The sequence below is a fragment of the Streptomyces sp. NBC_00252 genome (assembly GCF_036187565.1).
GTDB lineage: Bacteria > Actinomycetota > Actinomycetes > Streptomycetales > Streptomycetaceae > Streptomyces.
This window is the reverse complement of the sequence record NZ_CP108087.1, coordinates 4,005,114-4,022,298: the sequence shown is the minus strand read 5'-3', so window position 1 is coordinate 4,022,298 and position 17,185 is coordinate 4,005,114. Positions and strand designations below refer to the sequence as shown.

Genomic DNA, 17,185 nt, shown 5'->3' with positions numbered 1-17,185 from the left:
GTGCCGCTCTGACCAGGTAGGAAGAATCCATGACCGGACTCGGCGCTGTGTTCCGTCCCCAACTCCCTCCCGAGCGGCTCCGGGAGGTGGTCCGCCTCGCCGACGCGTCGGGGCTGGAGGAGCTCTGGCTGTGGGAGGACTGCTTCCGCGAGGGCGGGATCTCGGCGGCCGCCGCCGCGCTCGCCTGGAGCGAGCAAGTCCGCGTCGGTGTGGGCCTGTTGCCGGTTCCCCTGCGGAACGTCGCCATCACCGCGATGGAAGTCGCCACCCTGGACCGCCTCTTCCCCGGCCGCGCGATCGTCGGCGTCGGACACGGCGTACAGGACTGGATGGGGCAGGTAGGCGCCCGCGTCGAGTCCCCGGTGACCCTGCTGCGCGAGCATCTCGACGCCCTGCGCGCCCTGTTGCGCGGCGAACGCCTCACGACCGAGGGCCGCTACGTCACGCTCGACGACGTCGCCCTCGACTGGCCGCCGACCGGACCCGTCGAGATCCTCGCCGGCGCCGGCGGCCCGCGCACCCTCCGCCTCTCCGGCGCGGCGGCCGACGGTACGATCCTCACCGCGAGCACCCCACCCGACGGCGTCCGCCGGGCCCGCCGACTCATCGACGAGGGACGCGAGTCGGCCGGCCGCACCGACCCGCACAAGCTCGTCGTCTACCTCCTCACCGCCACCGGCCCCGACGCCACGGCCCGCCTCCGCGCCGAACTCGCCGACGAGGGCGTCGAATCGGTCCCCGACCTGGGAGTCGCCGGCGACGCGCCCACCGTGGCGAAGGCCGTCCAGCGCCTCGCGGAAGCCGGCGCCGACACGGTCGTCCTCCAGCCCACAGGCAACGAACCCGACCCGGAGGCCTTCGTACGCTTCACAGCAGAGGAGGTCAGGGCACTGGTCCCTTGACCTCCACCCCCAGGGGTGGCACTCGTCCCCTGACGTCCACCCCTGGGGCGCGCTGGTCCCCTGACGTCCACCCCCAGGGGGCACTGGTCCCCTGACGTCCACCTCCTGGGGCGCGCTGGTCCCCTGACCTCCACCCCCAGGGGGCACTGGTCCCCTGACGTCCACCCCCTAGGGCGCACTGGCCCCCCGACATCCACCCCCTAGGGGCGCGGGGAACTGCGCGACCAGCCCCCACCGGCCCGCAGCCTTATCGACCACGCCGACCCGCCAACCACGACACCCCGCCGCCGCAGTCCGCTACCCCGGCCGGTGATCCCCCGCCGCCCCATCGATCAACTCCCGCACGATGTCCATGTGCCCGGCATGCCGAGCCGTCTCCTCGATCAAATGGACCAGCACCCACCGCAGCGAAACGGAGTGCTTGCGCCACGGCGGCCGGCCGACCGCGTCCAGCGGGAGTTCCACGATCGTGCGGTCCGCGGCGGCGCGCGCACGGCCGTAGAAGGCGACGATCCGCTCCGTCGTCTCGTCCGGCGCCGCCCGCATGTCCTCGTCCTGGTAGGCGTCGAACCAGAGGGGCTCCACCTCGCGGCCGTAACTCTCCACGAAATAGCCGTACTCCACCGATGCCAGATGCTTCACCAGCCCGAGCAGACTCGTGCCCGAGGGGGTCATCGGGCGTCTGGCCTGTTCCTCGTCCAGGCCGTCCAGCTTCCACAGCACCGCGTCCCGCACCCGGTCCAGACTCGCGTGCAGCGTCGCCTTCTCGTCGCCGTGGAAGGGAGCAGCCGTATCCGCAGCCGTATCCGCAGCCGTATCCGCAGCCGTATCCGCAGCCGTATCTCCGTCGTCGGTCATGCTTCGAAAATTAGCAGCGCCCACCGACACCACCCTGCGACCATCGCCCCATGGACAACAGCAGGAGCTTCGAGGACCTCGTAGCGGAAGGCGTCGCCGTCCCCACCGAGGGCTGGGACTTCTCCTGGTTCGAGGGCCGGGCCACCGAGGCGCGCCCCTCGTGGGGGTACGCGCGCTCCGCCGGCGACCGCCTCTCCCGCGCGACCACCGCGCTGGACGTGCAGACCGGGGGCGGTGAGGTCTTCGACTTCGCGCTGAGCCGGGCCGCCGCACAGCCCCCGATGCTGGTCGCCGCCACCGAGGGCTGGCCGCCGAACGTCGCGAAGGCCACCGAGCTGCTCCGCTCGCGCGGTGTCGTGGTGGTCGCCGCGGCCGAGGACGCCCCGCTGCCGTTCGCCGACGCCGCGTTCGACCTGGTCCTGAGCCGCCACCCGGTCCGCGCCCACTGGACGGAGATCGCCCGCGTCCTGCGCCCCGGCGGCACGTACTTCGCCCAGCACGTCGGCCCCCGCAGCGCCTTCGAACTCGTCGAGCACTTCGTCGGCCCGCAGCCGGAGGCAGTGAGCGGCGCCCGTGACCCGGAGGGCGAGCGGGCCGGCGCCGAGGCCGCGGGCCTGGAGGTCGTCGGCCTGCGGGCCGAGCGGTTGCGCATGGAGTTCTACGACATCGCCGCCGTCGTCCACTTCCTCCGCAAGGTGATCTGGATGGTGCCGGACTTCACTGTCGAGGCGTACGAGCCCCAACTCCGCGCCCTGCACGAGCAGATCGAGGCCGAGGGACCGTTCGTGGCGCACAGCACCCGCCACCTCTTCGACGCCCGGAAGCCACTCTCCTGACCATCCGCGAGCCGCCTGTCCGACCGCCCGAAAGGGCCTCACGGGACGTCCCCGATACGTGCACGGGTTTTCCACATCGTTATCGAGATCGACTCGCTTCCGACCCGCCCTCTCGCGTAAGTTCAGACCAAGGTAATTCGCGTGAGCAAAGCTGCGCGGTCGGCACCGCGCGGTGGAGGGGGCCGCGCGGTGCCCTGCCCCGTCAAGCGGACGTTCGCTGACGGCGTCACCCCTGAGAGCGACACGCCGGGGGTCGACGGAAAACCTCCACGATCTCCTGGGAATCCGCTGTGAACCGGCCATGATCAGGGCCGGAATCAGGGCTCCCCCACCCCCTGACGCGTCGTCGGACGGTTTCGGAGAGTAGTTGTGGCACGCCGATGCACGCAGCATCACTTACAAAGGGTTATGGTGGAAACCCCCCCTCGGGCCGGTCCGTATCCCCCCCACGGACCGGCCCGTTTTTTTGTGCCCTGCGGCGGCGGACCCCCGCGCCCGCCGAGGACGAACCGGGGACGAACCAGAGGATGCCTCGAGTCCCACTCGCCCCCCGCTCGCGTCCCACTCGCCCCCCGCTCAAGTCCGGCTCGGGTCCCAGTGGGGTCCCGCTGGGGTCCGACCTTCGTGCCGAACCGGGATGAGCCCAGACACCACTTGGGGAATCGGCCTCCCGGCGGGGGTAGGCTTCGCAGCCGGGGACTGCCATCCACGGAGGGGCTGACAACACGTGAACCTGCGCGACACCCTGCGCCGCCTGCTGGTCAGGTTCTACGCACGCAGGGTGGAAGGCCATCTCGATCACGAGCAGGTGCCCAAGCACGTCGGCGTCATCATGGACGGCAACCGGCGCTGGGCGAAGGCGGCCGGCTCGACCACCGTCATGGGACACCGGGCGGGCGCCGAGAAGATCGAGGAGTTCCTCGGCTGGTGCAGCGAGACGGACGTCGAGGTCGTCACCCTGTGGCTGCTGTCGACGGACAACTTCGACCGCCCCCAGGAAGAGCTCGGCCCGTTGCTCGGCATCATCGAGAACGTCGTCTCCTCCCTCGCCGCCGACGGCCGCTGGCGCGTCCACCACGTCGGCACCCTCGACCTGCTGCCGTCCGGGATGCAGTCCGTCCTCAAGGAGGCCCAGGAGTCCACGGCGCACGTCGACGGGATACTCGTCAACGTCGCCATCGGCTACGGCGGCCGCCAGGAGATCGCGGACGCGGTCCGCTCGATGATCCTGGACGCCGCCGACAAGGGCACCTCCATGGAGGAGCTCGCCGAGCACGTGGACGTCGACCTCATCGGCAAGCACCTCTACACGGGCGCCCAGCCCGACCCCGATCTGGTGATCAGGACCAGCGGAGAACAGCGGCTGTCCGGATTCATGCTGTGGCAGACGGCCCACTCCGAGTACTACTTCTGTGAGGTCTTCTGGCCGGCCTTCCGCAAGGTCGACTTCCTGCGCGCCATGCGCGACTACGCGGCGCGCCACCGCCGCTACGGCGGATAACGCCGGAACTCAACGGCCGGGAACGGCCTGGGACGGCGGGCGGCGGGGGCCGGGCGGAGCCGCCCGACCACCCCCGCTGGGGCGGAAGTAACAAGGAGTTCACCAGGGCGCCGTCGTACGCCGTGGCATGGCGGCGCATGTTCGAGGGCATAAGCCAAGCAGGTCGACGCCCGAACCACGGGTGTCGTATCTCAGCGGACGGCACGGGGCCGTCCGCCCGGGAGGCCCTTTGCACCAGCCCGACCGTGCGGTCAGTACGGACGAGACGGAGGGCCGGTTCTCGGCCCGCGCACTGCGGTCCGGACCGGTCCAGCTCCTCTCCGTCGCTCCCCGACCTCTTCCGAGGGGGTACGTCCTTCCGTGGTGACCAGCACAAAGCGCCGTATGCCTGACCGGCGCACCTATGTTCTCGACACCAGCGTTCTGCTGGCCGACCCGAACGCACTGAACCGCTTCGACGAGCACGAAGTCGTGCTGCCGATCGTCGTGGTCACAGAGCTGGAGGCCAAGCGGCACCATCCCGAACTCGGCTACTTCGCCCGCCAGGCCCTGCGCCTGCTGGACGAGTTCCGGGTCCGGCACGGTCGCCTCGACGCCCCCATCCCGATCGGGGAACTCGGCGGCACCGTCAGGGTCGAGCTCAACCACTCGGACCCCAGCGTGCTGCCCAGCGGCTACCGCCTGGGGGACAACGACTCCCGCATCCTCGCGGTCGCCCGCAACCTGCAGGCCGAGGGGTACGACGTCACCGTCGTGTCGAAGGACCTTCCGCTCAGGATCAAGGCGTCGTCCGTCGGACTCCTCGCCGAGGAGTACCGCGCGGAACTCGCCATCACGGGCTCCTCCGGCTGGACCGGAATGTCCGAACTGACCCTGCCCGGCGAACAGGTGGACATCCTCTTCGAGGAAGGCCGCGTCTTCGTCCCGGAGGCCGCCGACTTCCCCGTCCACACCGGTCTGACGATCCAGTCCGAGCGCGGCAAGGCGCTCGGCCGGGTCACGGCCGACGGCAACGTCCGCCTCGTGCGCGGCGACCGGGAGGCGTTCGGCATCAAGGGCCGCAGCGCGGAACAGCGCATCGCGCTGGATCTGCTGCTCGACCCGGACATCGGGATCCTGTCCATGGGCGGCCGGGCCGGCACCGGCAAGTCCGCGCTCGCGCTCTGCGCGGGTCTCGAGGCGGTCCTGGAGCGCCGCCAGCACAAGAAGGTGATGGTCTTCCGGCCGCTGTACGCGGTGGGCGGACAGGAGTTGGGCTATCTGCCCGGCTCCGAGGCCGACAAGATGGGCCCCTGGGCCCAGGCGGTCTTCGACACGCTGTCCGCGGTCACCAGCCGCGAGGTCATCGAGGAGGTCACCGCCCGCGGGATGCTCGAGGTCCTGCCGCTCACCCACATCCGCGGACGCTCGCTGCACGACGCGTTCGTGATCGTGGACGAGGCGCAGTCCCTGGAGCGGAACGTCCTGCTGACCGTGCTGTCCCGGATCGGCGCCAACTCGCGGGTGGTCCTCACCCACGACGTGGCCCAGCGGGACAACCTGAGGGTCGGCCGCTACGACGGTGTCGTCGCCGTGGTGGAGAAGCTGAAGGGTCATCCGCTCTTCGCGCATGTGACCCTCACGAGGTCCGAGAGGTCCCAGATCGCGGCGCTTGTGACCGAAATGCTGGAGGACGGCCAAATCTGAGGTAGTACAGGCCAGTTGGCGCCGCTCCGTAAAGCCGATGAGCTTAGCGGGGCGGCGCTTCCGCGTCCCGCTGTTTCTCGAAATCCCGTGGGCCAAACGGGATGTGAGCTTTCACACGCAACTCAGAATTGCCACTCGGCGTCCGGTTACGGCAGAGTCTCATTCCTGTCAGGCCCCGCATACGACACACGTGTATCCCCAGCGGTACGCACCACTTGAGCATCACAGCCAACTCCACAGCGAAGTCGTATGCCGCCCGCTCTCCACGCGGCGCTCCCCGAGCGGGAGTTGCCCACCGGGCCCGTGCCTCCCGTGACCCCGTAGTTGGGAGGCCAGCGTTCAGGGGCACGATTGCGTCCGCCAGGGTCACCGAAGCGGACGATGCTGGAAGGACACCGTGTGAGCCGGATTTCGGTCCGGGGATTCGCAGTGGCTTCGGCCACCGCGGTCACCGCCGTCGGAAGCGTCGTAGGCGTTGCCTCGGGCAGCGTCGCACAGGCGCAGAACAATGACGCCGAGACGACGGCAGCCGACACCACGCTCCTGGCGGACATCCCCACGGGCCAGCAGGCCCAGGTACAGACCGCCTCCTTGACGCAGCAGGCCGACGCCCAGGCGATCCAGGCCGACGCCAGCGCCAAGAAGGACGCCGAGGAGTCGGCCCGCCTGGCCGCCGCCAAGACCGCCGTCGCCAAGAAGGCGGCTGCCGAGAAGGCGGAGAAGGAAGCCAAGGAGAAGGCCGAGGCGAAGGCCGCGTCCGCCAAGGCAAGCAGCTCCTCGTCGAGCTTCCCCGTGCAGAGCTCCTACACGGTCGCCCAGATCCAGTCGATGGCCGCCTCCATGGTGCCCAGCGGCCAGTTCCAGTGCTTCAGCAACATCGTGGACCACGAGTCCAGCTGGAACTACCGCGCGGTCAACGCCTCTTCCGGTGCATACGGCCTCTTCCAGGCCCTGCCCGGTTCCAAGATGTCCTCGGTCGGTTCGGACTGGCAGACGAACCCGGCCACCCAGATCAAGTGGGGCCTCAACTACATGGACAGCCGCTACGGCAGCCCGTGCGAGGCCTGGTCCTTCTGGCAGGCGAACAGCTGGTACTAGGGTCCGTCTTCAAACGGATCTTGCCCAGAGTAGGAATGACGCGAGATTGACCGCTGCTTCGTAGGAGGTGGCGGTCTTGTCGTATCTGGTGGCGATGCCGCGGAAGCCCTTGAGCTGGTTGAAGCAGCGCTCGACGACGTTGCGCCGACGGTAGAGCTGGCGGTCGAAAGCGGGTGGCCGGCCTCCTCGGTAGCCGCGATTGTGGCGGTGACGCTTCTGGTCGGTCTTTTCCGGGATGGTGCATGCAATTCCGCGTTTGCGCAGGTAGGCGCGGAAACCACGAGAGCTGTAAGCCTTGTCGGCGACGACCTGGTCGGGTCTGCAACGGGGTCGGCCCAGTCCCATACGCGGGACGCGAATGCGTTCCAGGAGGGGACGCGCGCAGGTGCTGTCGTGGCGTTGTCCGGGTGTCAGCAGGACGGCCAGGGGCCTGCCGCGGCCGTCGCAGGCGAGGTGGATTTTGGTGGTCAGTCCGCCTCGGGATCGGCCGAGGGCGTGATCGTCCGGTTCGTCCGGCCGGCTGATCCCCTTTTCGGCCGGTGGCGGCCGAGTGTTGGTGGGCGCGGACGATGGTGGAGTCGATCTGGACGAGCCAGTCGATGTCGCCGACAGCGTCCGCGTCGGCCTGGATCTGCTGGAGTGCCCGGGTGAACACGCCGTCCAACGCGTAGCGGCGAAAGCGGGTGTAGACCGTCTGCCACGGCCCGTAGCGTTCCGGCAGGTCACGCCAGGAGACCCCGGTCCGGATCTTGTAGACCATCCCGTTGATGACCTGCCGGTCTGGCACGCGCGGTCGTCCCGTCGCGGCACGCGGTATGAGCGGAGCAAGTAACTCCCACTCCAGGTCGGTGAGTTCATGGCGGCGTATCACCCGACCATGATCCACCACTCAATGATCTTTGAAGACGGACCCTAGGTCGTACGCCCGTTCCGGGCCGCTCAACCTCACGAGGCCCCTCCCCGTCATAGGGGGAGGGGCCTTCGCCCTGTACGGTCGGACTCGCAGCGACTCCAGGGGGGAGTAGTGGGGCAAGACGGGGGAAGAGGACGCATCATGTCGCGAGTACCAGGATGGCTCGGCAAGGTCGGTGCCGGACTGAGCGAGATGGGGGAGCGGTTGGACGAGCGCCGTGCCGAGGTGGCGAAGGAACACGCCGAGGCCGCGCCCGCACCGCCCGCCGAACACCCCGAGCCCCGGGAGCCCGTCCCGGTCACCATCGCCCGCGACCGCCCGGACCCCTCGCTCGCCGTGCCGTGGGGCGTGCGCGTCGCCGCCGAGGCCGGCTGGCGGCTGCTGATCCTGGCCGGCACGGTCTGGGTCCTGATGCGGGTCATCAGCGCGGTCCAACTGGTCGTCCTGGCCTTCGTGGCGGCCCTCCTCATCACGGCCCTGCTCCAGCCGACGGTCGCCCGCCTGATCCGCTACGGCTTCCCGCGCGGCGTCGCCACGGCGCTCACCGCGATCCTCGGCTTCGTCGTGATGGGGCTCATCGGCTGGTTCGTGACCTGGCAGGTCATGGCCAACATCGACAACCTCTCGGACCAGGTCCAGAACGGCGTCGACGACCTGCGCAACTGGCTGCTCAAGGGCCCGTTCCACGTCACCGAGAAGCAGATCAACCAGATCGCGAAGAACCTCCGCGAGGCCATCGGCGCCAACACCGACCAGATCACCTCGGCGGGCCTGGAGGGCGTCCAGGTCATCGTGGAAGCCCTGACCGGCATCCTGTTGACGGTCTTCTCGACCCTCTTCCTTCTCTACGACGGCCCGCGCATCTGGCAGTGGTCGCTGAAGCTGGTGCCCGCGGCGGCCCGGCCGGCGATGGCGGGCGCGGGCCCGCGCGCCTGGCGCACGCTCACGGCCTACGTCCGCGGCACGGTGATAGTCGCCCTCATCGACGCCGTCTGCATCGGCATCGGCATCTATTTCCTCGGCGTTCCGATGGCCGTGCCGCTGGCCGTGTTCATCTTCCTGTTCTCGTTCATCCCGCTGGTCGGCGCGGTGGCCTCCGGCGCGCTGGCGGTGGTCGTCGCGCTGGTCACCCAGGGCGTGTTCACCGCGCTGATGACGCTCGCGGTGGTCCTCGCGGTGCAGCAGATCGAGGGCCACATCCTCCAGCCCTTCATCCTGGGCCGCGCGGTCCGGGTCCACCCGCTCGCGGTGGTCCTCTCGGTCGCCGCGGGTGGGATGGTCGCGGGGATCGGCGGAGCGGTGGTGGCGGTGCCGTTGGTGGCGGTACTGAACACGGTCGTCGGCTACCTCAAGTCGTACTCCCAGGAACCGGTGCCGCCCCAGTCCCCGAAGCCGCGGGGAGCGACGGCGCTGTCCTCGACGCCGGACGACGAGGCCCCGTAGCACCCCTGGGGGCTCCGCCCCCAGACCCCCATTTCCCGCCCACCCACCCGTTACTGGCGTTTCAAGGTGAACCTGAAAGCGCCCGTAAACGGGTGGTGGGCGGGCAAAGGCCCGGGGGTCTGGGGGCGGAGCCCCCAGCAAGCACACGACGGTCAGCCGAAGTCACTCGGCGGCGAGAACCGCCTCCGCCTCCAGCGTCACCCCGACCGCCTCCACAACCGCCGCGATCTTGAACGCCTCCTGGATCACCTCGCGCTCGACACCCGCCTTGCGCAACACCTGTTCGTGCGAGTCGAGACACATCCCGCACCCGTTGATCGCGGACACGGCGAACGACCACAGCTCGAAGTCGACCTTGTCGACCCCGGGGTTGCCGATGACGTTCATGCGCAGGCCGGCGCGGAGCGTGCCGTACTCGTGGTCGGACAGGAGATGCCGCGTCCGGTAGAAGACGTTGTTCATCGCCATGATCGCGGCGGCTGACTTGGCCGCGCCGTACGCCTCCGGCGAGAGGTTGGCCTTCGCCTCGGGCGCCAACTCCCGCAGCACCAGAGGAGAACGCGAGGCGATCGCCGTGGCGAGGACCGTGCCCCACAGCTGCTGTGCCGGCAGGTCGGAGTTGCCGATGACCGAACCGAGGTTGAGCTTCAGGTCCTTGGCGTAGTCCGGTATGGCGGACTTCAGGGTGTCCAGTGACATCTCAGGTCACTCCCCGGCGAGCAGCGCGCCCGCGTCCAGGGTGTCGTCGCCCTTGGTCCAGTTGCACGGGCAGAGCTCGTCCGTCTGGAGCGCGTCGAGGACCCGGAGGACCTCCTTCGGGTTACGGCCGACGGAGCCCGCGGTCACCATGGAGAACTGGATCTCGTTGTTCTGGTCCACGATGAACACCGCGCGCTTGGCGAAGCCGTCCTCGCCCTCGATGCCGAGCTCGCGCATCAGCTCGTGCTTGGAGTCGGCGAGCATCGGGAACGGCAGGTCGCGCAGGTCGTCGTGGTCCTTGCGCCAGGCGTGGTGGACGAACTCGGAGTCGCCGGAGAAGCCGAGCACCTGGGCGTCACGGTCGGCGAACTCGTCGTTCAGCTTCCCGAAGGCGGCGATCTCGGTGGGGCACACGAAGGTGAAGTCCTTGGGCCACGCGAAGACGATCTTCCACTTGCCCTCGTAGGTCTTGTGGTCGATCTGCTGGAACTCCTCGCCCTTCTCCAGCGAGACACAGGCGGTCAGATCGAACGACGGGAACTTGTCACCGACAGTGAGCACACGCACTCCTTGCAGCGGAGAAACACCCAAGCGGAATGGGTGCTTCTCGTGGGTTGGTCGGCCCCGATCCTGGCACAACGTGCATTGATTGTGGAAATAGCTACACTTGGTCGTGTTGATCGGAGGCGGTTATCAGTGACCGTTAGTAATACGAGCAAGAGGCGCCAGCCCAGCCTCGCGCAACTGCGCGCCTTCTCCGCGGTCGCCGAGCACCTCCACTTCCGGGACGCGGCCGCCGCGATCGGCATGAGCCAGCCCGCCCTCTCCGGTGCCGTCGCCGCGCTGGAGGAGACCCTCGGCGTCACCCTCCTGGAGCGCACCACCCGCAAGGTGCTGCTCTCGCCCGCCGGTGAGCGGCTCGCCGTACGGGCGAAGGCGGTGCTCGACGAGGTCGTGGCGCTGCTGGAGGAGGCGGAGGCGGTGCGGGCGCCGTTCACCGGGGCGCTGCGGCTCGGGGTCATCCCGACCGTCGCGCCGTATCTGCTGCCGACCGTGCTGCGGCTGGTGCACGACCGGTACCCGGACCTCGACCTCCAGGTGCACGAGGAGCAGACCGCGAACCTGCTGGAGGGGCTGACCACCGGACGGCTCGACCTGCTGCTGCTCGCCGTGCCGCTCGGGGTGCCCGGGGTGGTCGAACTCCCGCTGTTCGACGAGGACTTCGTGCTCGTCACGCCCCTCGGTCATCCCCTCGGCGGGCGCTCCGGCATCCCGCGCGAGGCACTGCGCGAGCTGAACCTGCTGCTGCTCGACGAGGGGCACTGCCTGCGCGACCAGGCGCTCGACATCTGTCGGGAGGCGGGGCGAGCGGACGCCCCGGTGACCACGACCGCGGCCGGGCTGTCCACGCTGGTGCAGCTGGTGGCCGGCGGGCTCGGGGTCACCCTGCTGCCGCGCACCGCCGTGCGCGTCGAGACCACCCGCAGCGACCAGCTCCTCACCGGCTACTTCAGCGAGCCCGCCCCGACCCGCCGGATCGCCCTCGCGATGCGCACCGGCGCGGCCCGTCGCGCCGAGTACCAGGAGCTGGCCGCCGCCCTCCGCGAGGCGCTGCGGCCGTTGCCGGTAAGGGTGTTGGGCGGCGACCGGACCGCACCGGCCACCCGCTGACCCGGCCCCGTTCGGTCAAATGGGCGTCGTACAAAGGACGTCGAACGGCGGGAATTCTCAACTTCCGTCACCCGCAGGCAGGTAGGAAGAACCCGTCCTGAATATGCGCCCGGACTGATAAACCTTCACCCCTCAGCGCTACACGTCAGTTGCGTGTACGAAAAGCCTAGGGGAGTGATGTCGGGCATTCGGGATTCCCTCGGCCGGGTCGGTCACGACCTGCTCGCGCGGGCTCTCGCGGACTGCGGACGCGAGGAGTTCACCGGGGGACTGCGGGTGGCCGGCAGACCCGGCGGCACCTTCCATCTGCGCGGCGGGCTCGTCATCGCCGTGGAGAGTCCGGGCGCTCCCGGACCGGAGGCGCTGCTGCTGCGCTCCGGACGGATCGGCGGGGACCAATGGGCCGAACTGGTACGGGAGTCGGGCGGCAAGCGCTGGCCGCTTGAGGGGCTCGTCGCCCACGGGTACGCGGGCGCAGCCCAGTTGCGGATCGTGTGCGTGCTCGCCCTGCACGACGCGGCCTTCGCGGTCGCCTCCGGAGACGTCGAGGACTGTCAACGCGCCCCGGACATAAGGCCGTTGGCCCCGGTCGCGCTGGGTGAGCCGCCGGTCCGGCTGCTCCAGGACGCGGCCCGGAAACTCACCGCGCTCGCCGCGCTGCCGTATCCCGTACGACCCGACCGGGAGCGCCCGCGGGCCCCGGCATGCCCGCTCGACGAGGCCGGACTCGGGCTGCTGCAACGGGAGTTGCTCGCCCACGTCGACGGCCGCAGGACCGCCCGCGATCTCGCGTTCCGTGCCGGGCGCGGGGTCTACCCGGTCACCGCCGAGGTCGCGCGGATGCTCGCCGAGGGACTGCTGGAGTGCGCGGACACCCCCGTGCCGATCCCGGTCCTGCTCCCGCCCGACGCGCCCGTGGTGCGCCGCCGCGAGCAACCGGCGCTCCCGCCCGCGCAGTTCACCGCGCCCGCCGAACTGCCCCGCCGTAATCCGGGCGCCAGCGGTATCACCGAATCTCTCGTCCCCGAGAAGAGCGGGGCGGGTTGGAAAGGGTTCTTCCGCATGCGGAACGGAACCTCCAGATGACCCCGATGGACACATGCGATCAGTTTCAGGGGAGTTGAGTAAGTGGATCACAAAGCCCTGGCTTTGGAAATGCGCGAACTGCGGGAAAAGGTGACCGGTATCACCGACACCGCGCTCACGGCGGCCGACGGACTGCTCATCGCGGCCGACACCGCCGCCTCGATCGACCCGGAGGCCCTCGCCGCACTGGCGGCGGCCGGCCTGGGTCTGGCCCGGCGCACCGCCGAGGCCACCGACCGCGGCACGCTGCGCCAGATGGTGACGTACGGCAGTCACGGCTGCGCCGTGACCTACGCCGTCGGCGACACCGCGCTGATGGTGGTGCTCGGCGACGAGGGGATGGACGTGGACCGGCTGCATCTCGCGGCCCGGCCGACGCTCGACCGCATCGAGTCGATCCTCGCCGAGAAGGCGTCAGAAGGAGTGTGAAGGGATGGCGACGAAACGTATGACCCCAGGATTCTCCGACCAGGTGATGGGCCTGGTCAAAACCCTCAGGACCGATGCCCCCGACTGCGTGGCCTCGGGCGTGGTCGACATGGCGACCGGCATGCTGCTGTCGTACGAGACCATCGACAACCACCCGCCAGAGGTCCTCGACCTGCTGGCGGGTGCGACCCTCGACCTGTTCCAGGGCCGGACGGTCGTGATGATCGAGGACGTCTTCAAGGAGCGTCGCGGGATCACCAGTGACCACCACTTCTTCCAGGAGATCCTCGTCAACAGCGAGAACCTCACCCATCTGTTCGTGCGGATGACCGAGCAACAGGACGTCGTCGCCGTGGTGGTCTGCCGCAAGTCGGTCAACGTGGGCATGCTCTTCGCCCAGGTCCGGCGCGTGGTGAAGGAGTACGGACTCTGACGAAGGCGGGCGGGCGGCTGCGGACGGACTCCTACTCCGTGCGCAGCCCGTCCGGTCGCATCATCCGCAGCAGCGGCGGCAGGCTCAGCAGGGTCACCACCAGGACGACCCCCGCCCCGATGCCGGACATCGCCAGCACGCTCGACCAGTCGATGCGGATCTTCGCGGCGCTCATCTTCAGCAGCACCGCGCCCAGCGTCAGCCCCACCGCCGTGGCCAGCACCAGGCCCAGGGCGACCGGGATCGCCGTCTGCCACAGCACCGACAGGCTCAGCGTGCGCCGCCGGGTGCCGAAGGCGACCAGCGACGACAGCAGCTTCTTGCGCTCACGCAACTGCTCCAGCTGCGACACCAGCAGACTCGCCCCGATGAGCAGCAGCACACAGCCCGCGCCGACGAACAGCCCGGTACGGATCGAGCGGAACTGCCGGGACTGCTCGCTGGCCCCCAGCGAGAACACGTTCGCCAGCGGATCCATCCGTGCCACGGTGTTCCGTACGTACTCGGTCGCGTCCGGCACCGACGGGTCCAGTGAGACGTACGCCCTCTGGGTCAGCCCCTTCGCCGCCTGCGCGGGCAGCGCCCCCGAGGTGAACAGCAGCCCGTCGCGCGCGTACCCGGTCGGGTCCTTGCGGTGGGCCGCGGACTTCACTCCGGCCGGCACCTTCCACGGGGTCGGTTCGGTCGGCGAGGCGGCGTACGTGGGGTTGAGGTAGACCGTGTTGCCCGTCTTGGTCACGCGGCGCGTCTGGTCGTCGTACTCGCCGCCCCCGATCCGGAAGACATCGCCGTTGCGGCAGCTCGTCAGGCGGGCCACCTCGCGCAGTTCGGCGCAGCTGCCGACGGTCACCTCCAGCTCGTCGTCCGGGTTGTGCGCCCGGTTCCCGACCGAGGTCGTCGAGATCGCCCAGGCTTCACGCACGCCCTTGGTGTCCGTGAGCCGGCGGCCGACCTCGGCCAGCGAGGTCGTACCGGCGACGTTGGCCTCCATCTGGGCACGGCTGAGATCGTTGGCGGTCTCCTTGGTGTAGTCGCCCTGGACGCCGGCGAACAGCATCTGCAGGGCGATCGCCCCGGCCACCGCGACCGCGATGCCGTTGACCATCCGGGCGGCCGAACCACTGCTCAACTGAAGCCTGCGGACGGCGAGTTGCCAGGACACCGAGCCGGAGTTCAACCGGATCACGGCGGCCTCGACGACCCAGGGCAGCAGGGCGGTGACGCCGACCAGCAGCAGCACCGTGCCGCCGATCACCAGCCACTGGTTGAAGTTGCCGTTCGTGTTGCCCTTGCCGGTCATCGGATAGAGCATCGCCAGGCCGATCAGCGGCATCAGCAGCCGCCACCACAGCCGGCGGCGCGGCGGCTTCGCCTTGCGGACCACACCGAGCGGTTCGATGACGACCCCGCGCAGCGCGAACAGCGTCACCAGGACGGCCGCGGCCGGTACGGCGACGGCCACCAGCAGGGCGAGCGCGGGCGACGGGTTGAGGTCGCTGGTGAACACGCTGATGTCCCGCACGTCGACCAGGGTCGCCAACTGCCGCCCCACCAGGAAGAACCCGGTGCCGAAGACGAGCCCGAGGAGCGCCCCCGCGAGCGCCTCGCCACCCGCGATCCGGCGCGCCATCCGGCCGTCCGCCCCGACCAGCCGCAGCGCCGCGAGCCGCCGGTCCCGGCGCTCGCCGCCGAAGCGCACCGCCGCGGCGATGAACACGGCGACCGGCAGCAGCAGGACGACGAAGACCATCACGATCAGCAGCAGCAGGATCGGGTCCAGCTTGTCCGGCCGGGTGTTGGGGGAGGGCCCGAAGTAGTTGATGCGCTCGACCGTGCCGCCGGAGAAGTGCTGCTCAAGACCCGTCCCGCCCGCGTAGTAGGCGAGTTCGGCGGGTCCGATGAGCCCGGTCTGCGCGATGGTGCCGGTGACCCGGTACGGCAGCCGCTCGCGCAGCAGCTTCCCGGAGTCGGACGTGAGGAGCTTGTCGAGCGCGGGGGAGACCACCATCTCGCCGGTCGCGGGGAACGCCCCGATGCCCGGCGGCAGCGGCGCCTTGGAACCCTCCGGCTGCAGCAGCCGGCCGCGGACGTCCTTGTTGTGGAAGGTGGTGTCCCGGTCGGCGACGATGAGGGTGTCGTCCGCCTTCGGCAGCAGCTTCCCGCTGTAGGTGAAGTCCTGCCGGGCGCTGCCGCGTTCGTCGCGGTTGGCCAGCGCGTTCGGCAGGGCCGTGGTGAGCAGCAGCAGCGCCACCCCGAGCCCGACGCCGACGGCCGTCAGGACCGCCCGTATCCAGCCCTCACGCCCGCCGCCGAAGGCGAACCGCACGCCCATGGCCAGATCGGCCCCCCACTGACGGGCGTTCATACGATGCGCTCCATGTCCCGGGACTTCCCGTCCCGTACGACGATCTCGCGGTCCGAGTAGGCGGCCACCCGCGCCTCGTGCGTGACCAGCACGACGGCCGCGTTGGTGGACCGGGCCGCCTCGGTCAGCAGCTCCATCACGCGCTCGCCGTTGAGCGAGTCGAGCGCGCCGGTCGGCTCGTCGGCGAACAGCACCCGCGGTCCGGTGACCAGCGAGCGGGCGACGGCGACGCGCTGCCCCTGTCCGCCGGAGACCTCACCGGGCCGCTTCTTGGCGAGGTCGTCGACCTCGAGCCGCTCCATCCAGGCGAGCGCGGTCCGCTCGGCCTCCTTGCGGTGGGTGCCGTTCAGCCGCAGCGGCAGCGCGACGTTCTCGACGCAGGTCAGTTCCGGCACCAACTGCCCGAACTGGAACACGAACCCGAACTCCGAGCGGCGCAGCGCACTGCGCTGGGCGTCGCTCATGGTCGCCATCTCCTGCCCGTTGTACGTGATCGAGCCCGAGTCGGGCGGCACGATCCCGGCGAGACAGTGCAGGAGCGTCGACTTCCCCGACCCGGAGGGCCCCATCACGGCGACGACCTCGCCGGGGTGGATGGAGAACTCCGCGCCGTCGAGCGCGGTCGTCGGGCCGTAGGCCTTGCGCAGCTCATGGGCCGCGAGCAGGGAACCGGCGGGATGTGTCGTCACTTGGCCACCACCTCGGCGAGCTTGTCGAGGCGCGCGGCGGTGAGCTCCAGCCACCGCAGGTCGGCCTCCAGATGGAAGAGGGCGTGGTCGCAGATCAGCTGGTCCGCGAGATCGCCCTTGCGCTTGCGGTCGGTCAGGATGCGCATGCTGCGCAGATGCTCGGAGCGCTGCACGTCGAGGATCTCCGCCGCGTTGCGGTGGGTCAGCAGCGCGAGGACGACCTTGGTGTAGAGGGCCGACTGCAGATACGGCTCGGGCTTCTCCGGTGTCGCGAGCCACTGCTGTACGTCGGTGATCCCGGCGTCGGTGATGGCGTACCGCTTGCGCTCGGGACCGCCGCCCGCCTCGATGCCGTCGACCTCGACGAGGCCGTTCTTCAGCAGTCGGGACATCGTCGAGTAGACCTGGCCGTAGTGCAGCGGCCGGTCGTGACCGAACTTCTCGTCGAAGGCCCGCTTCAGGTCGTAACCGTGGCGCGGGCCGGACTCCAGGAGCCCCAGGAGGGTGTGACCGATGGACATGCCGAGCACTCTACACACGGGGTATACCTGCCGTGTATACGCACCGTGTGTAGAT

Annotated in this window: 17 protein-coding genes; 10 read left to right on the top strand and 7 right to left on the bottom strand. The window is 69.8% G+C overall.

Annotated features, from left to right (window positions below):
* The first annotated feature begins 29 nt into the window (after positions 1-29).
* Positions 30-902: an LLM class flavin-dependent oxidoreductase gene (locus OHT77_RS17300; RefSeq protein WP_328829368.1), complete on the top strand. Its 873-nt coding sequence runs from the start codon at positions 30-32 to the stop codon at positions 900-902.
* A 297-nt stretch (positions 903-1,199) separates the two neighbouring features.
* Here OHT77_RS17300 and OHT77_RS17295 read toward each other — a convergent pair whose 3' ends face one another.
* A complete protein-coding gene (locus OHT77_RS17295) occupies positions 1,200-1,760 on the bottom strand; it encodes a DinB family protein (protein ID WP_328829367.1) in 561 nt (186 codons plus the stop codon).
* A gap of 50 nt (positions 1,761-1,810) precedes the next feature.
* On the opposite strand from OHT77_RS17295, the gene OHT77_RS17290 reads away from it, so the two are divergent.
* The 4 genes from OHT77_RS17290 (at position 1,811) to OHT77_RS17275 (ending at position 6,881) form a co-directional block, all read left to right on the top strand.
* The gene (locus OHT77_RS17290) at positions 1,811-2,596 is read left to right on the top strand and encodes a class I SAM-dependent methyltransferase (RefSeq protein ID WP_328829366.1); all 786 of its coding nucleotides are present in this window, start codon (positions 1,811-1,813) and stop codon (positions 2,594-2,596) included.
* Positions 2,597-3,323: 727 nt separating this feature from the next.
* A complete protein-coding gene (locus tag OHT77_RS17285; RefSeq protein ID WP_328829365.1) occupies positions 3,324-4,097 on the top strand; it encodes an isoprenyl transferase in 774 nt (257 codons plus the stop codon).
* Positions 4,098-4,457: 360 nt separating this feature from the next.
* Positions 4,458-5,783 (top strand): PhoH family protein, encoded by a 1,326-nt coding sequence (locus OHT77_RS17280; RefSeq protein ID WP_328829364.1) that lies wholly within the window; start codon positions 4,458-4,460, stop codon positions 5,781-5,783.
* Positions 5,784-6,164: 381 nt separating this feature from the next.
* Positions 6,165-6,881: a lytic transglycosylase domain-containing protein gene (locus OHT77_RS17275; RefSeq protein WP_328829362.1), complete on the top strand. Its 717-nt coding sequence runs from the start codon at positions 6,165-6,167 to the stop codon at positions 6,879-6,881.
* 9 nt (positions 6,882-6,890) lie between these two features.
* Here OHT77_RS17275 and OHT77_RS17270 read toward each other — a convergent pair.
* Positions 6,891-7,752, bottom strand: a protein-coding gene (locus OHT77_RS17270; protein ID WP_443047871.1) for an IS5 family transposase whose coding sequence is annotated in 2 segments (ribosomal slippage) — positions 6,891-7,385 and positions 7,387-7,752 — 861 coding nt in all. Because the reading frame shifts where the segments join, the coding sequence is not laid out codon by codon here.
* A gap of 183 nt (positions 7,753-7,935) precedes the next feature.
* Here OHT77_RS17270 and OHT77_RS17265 point away from each other — a divergent pair.
* Entirely contained in the window at positions 7,936-9,237 is a 1,302-nt protein-coding gene (locus OHT77_RS17265; RefSeq protein ID WP_328829361.1) for an AI-2E family transporter, read from the top strand.
* A 162-nt stretch (positions 9,238-9,399) separates the two neighbouring features.
* On the opposite strand, the gene OHT77_RS17260 is transcribed toward OHT77_RS17265, so the two are convergent.
* Positions 9,400-9,936 (bottom strand): alkyl hydroperoxide reductase, encoded by a 537-nt coding sequence (locus OHT77_RS17260; protein ID WP_033286581.1) that lies wholly within the window; start codon positions 9,934-9,936, stop codon positions 9,400-9,402.
* A gap of 6 nt (positions 9,937-9,942) precedes the next feature.
* A complete protein-coding gene (locus tag OHT77_RS17255; protein ID WP_328829360.1) occupies positions 9,943-10,497 on the bottom strand; it encodes a peroxiredoxin in 555 nt (184 codons plus the stop codon).
* A 135-nt stretch (positions 10,498-10,632) separates the two neighbouring features.
* Here OHT77_RS17255 and OHT77_RS17250 point away from each other — a divergent pair, with 135 nt between their 5' ends.
* The 4 genes from OHT77_RS17250 to OHT77_RS17235 all read left to right on the top strand — a co-directional run bounded on the left by OHT77_RS17250 (position 10,633) and on the right by OHT77_RS17235 (position 13,555).
* A complete protein-coding gene (locus OHT77_RS17250; RefSeq protein WP_328829359.1) occupies positions 10,633-11,607 on the top strand; it encodes a LysR substrate-binding domain-containing protein in 975 nt (324 codons plus the stop codon).
* A gap of 177 nt (positions 11,608-11,784) precedes the next feature.
* Positions 11,785-12,693, top strand: a complete 909-nt coding sequence (locus OHT77_RS17245; RefSeq protein ID WP_328829358.1) for a MarR family transcriptional regulator — start codon at positions 11,785-11,787, stop codon at positions 12,691-12,693.
* Between the two features lie 69 nt (positions 12,694-12,762).
* On the top strand, positions 12,763-13,122 hold the full coding sequence (locus OHT77_RS17240) for a roadblock/LC7 domain-containing protein (RefSeq protein WP_266776718.1): 360 nt from the start codon (positions 12,763-12,765) through the stop codon (positions 13,120-13,122).
* A gap of 4 nt (positions 13,123-13,126) precedes the next feature.
* Positions 13,127-13,555, top strand: a complete 429-nt coding sequence (locus tag OHT77_RS17235; RefSeq protein ID WP_266772045.1) for a hypothetical protein — start codon at positions 13,127-13,129, stop codon at positions 13,553-13,555.
* A 31-nt stretch (positions 13,556-13,586) separates the two neighbouring features.
* Here the strand turns inward: OHT77_RS17235 and OHT77_RS17230 are convergent, their stop codons facing one another.
* Genes OHT77_RS17230 through OHT77_RS17220 form a run of 3 tightly spaced genes read right to left on the bottom strand, consistent with a single transcriptional unit; the run spans position 13,587 to position 17,130 of the window.
* Positions 13,587-15,920 carry an ABC transporter permease gene (locus OHT77_RS17230; protein ID WP_328829357.1) on the bottom strand — a complete coding sequence of 778 codons (2,334 nt, stop codon included), beginning with the start codon at positions 15,918-15,920 and terminating at the stop codon, positions 13,587-13,589.
* Positions 15,917-16,609: an ABC transporter ATP-binding protein gene (locus OHT77_RS17225; RefSeq protein ID WP_328829356.1), complete on the bottom strand. Its 693-nt coding sequence runs from the start codon at positions 16,607-16,609 to the stop codon at positions 15,917-15,919. Before OHT77_RS17225 ends, OHT77_RS17230 begins: the two co-directional genes overlap by 4 nt.
* Positions 16,606-17,130, bottom strand: coding sequence for a PadR family transcriptional regulator (locus tag OHT77_RS17220; RefSeq protein WP_019058490.1), 525 nt, complete (start codon positions 17,128-17,130; stop codon positions 16,606-16,608). Before OHT77_RS17220 ends, OHT77_RS17225 begins: the two co-directional genes overlap by 4 nt.
* Between the last annotated feature and the right edge of the window lie 55 nt (positions 17,131-17,185).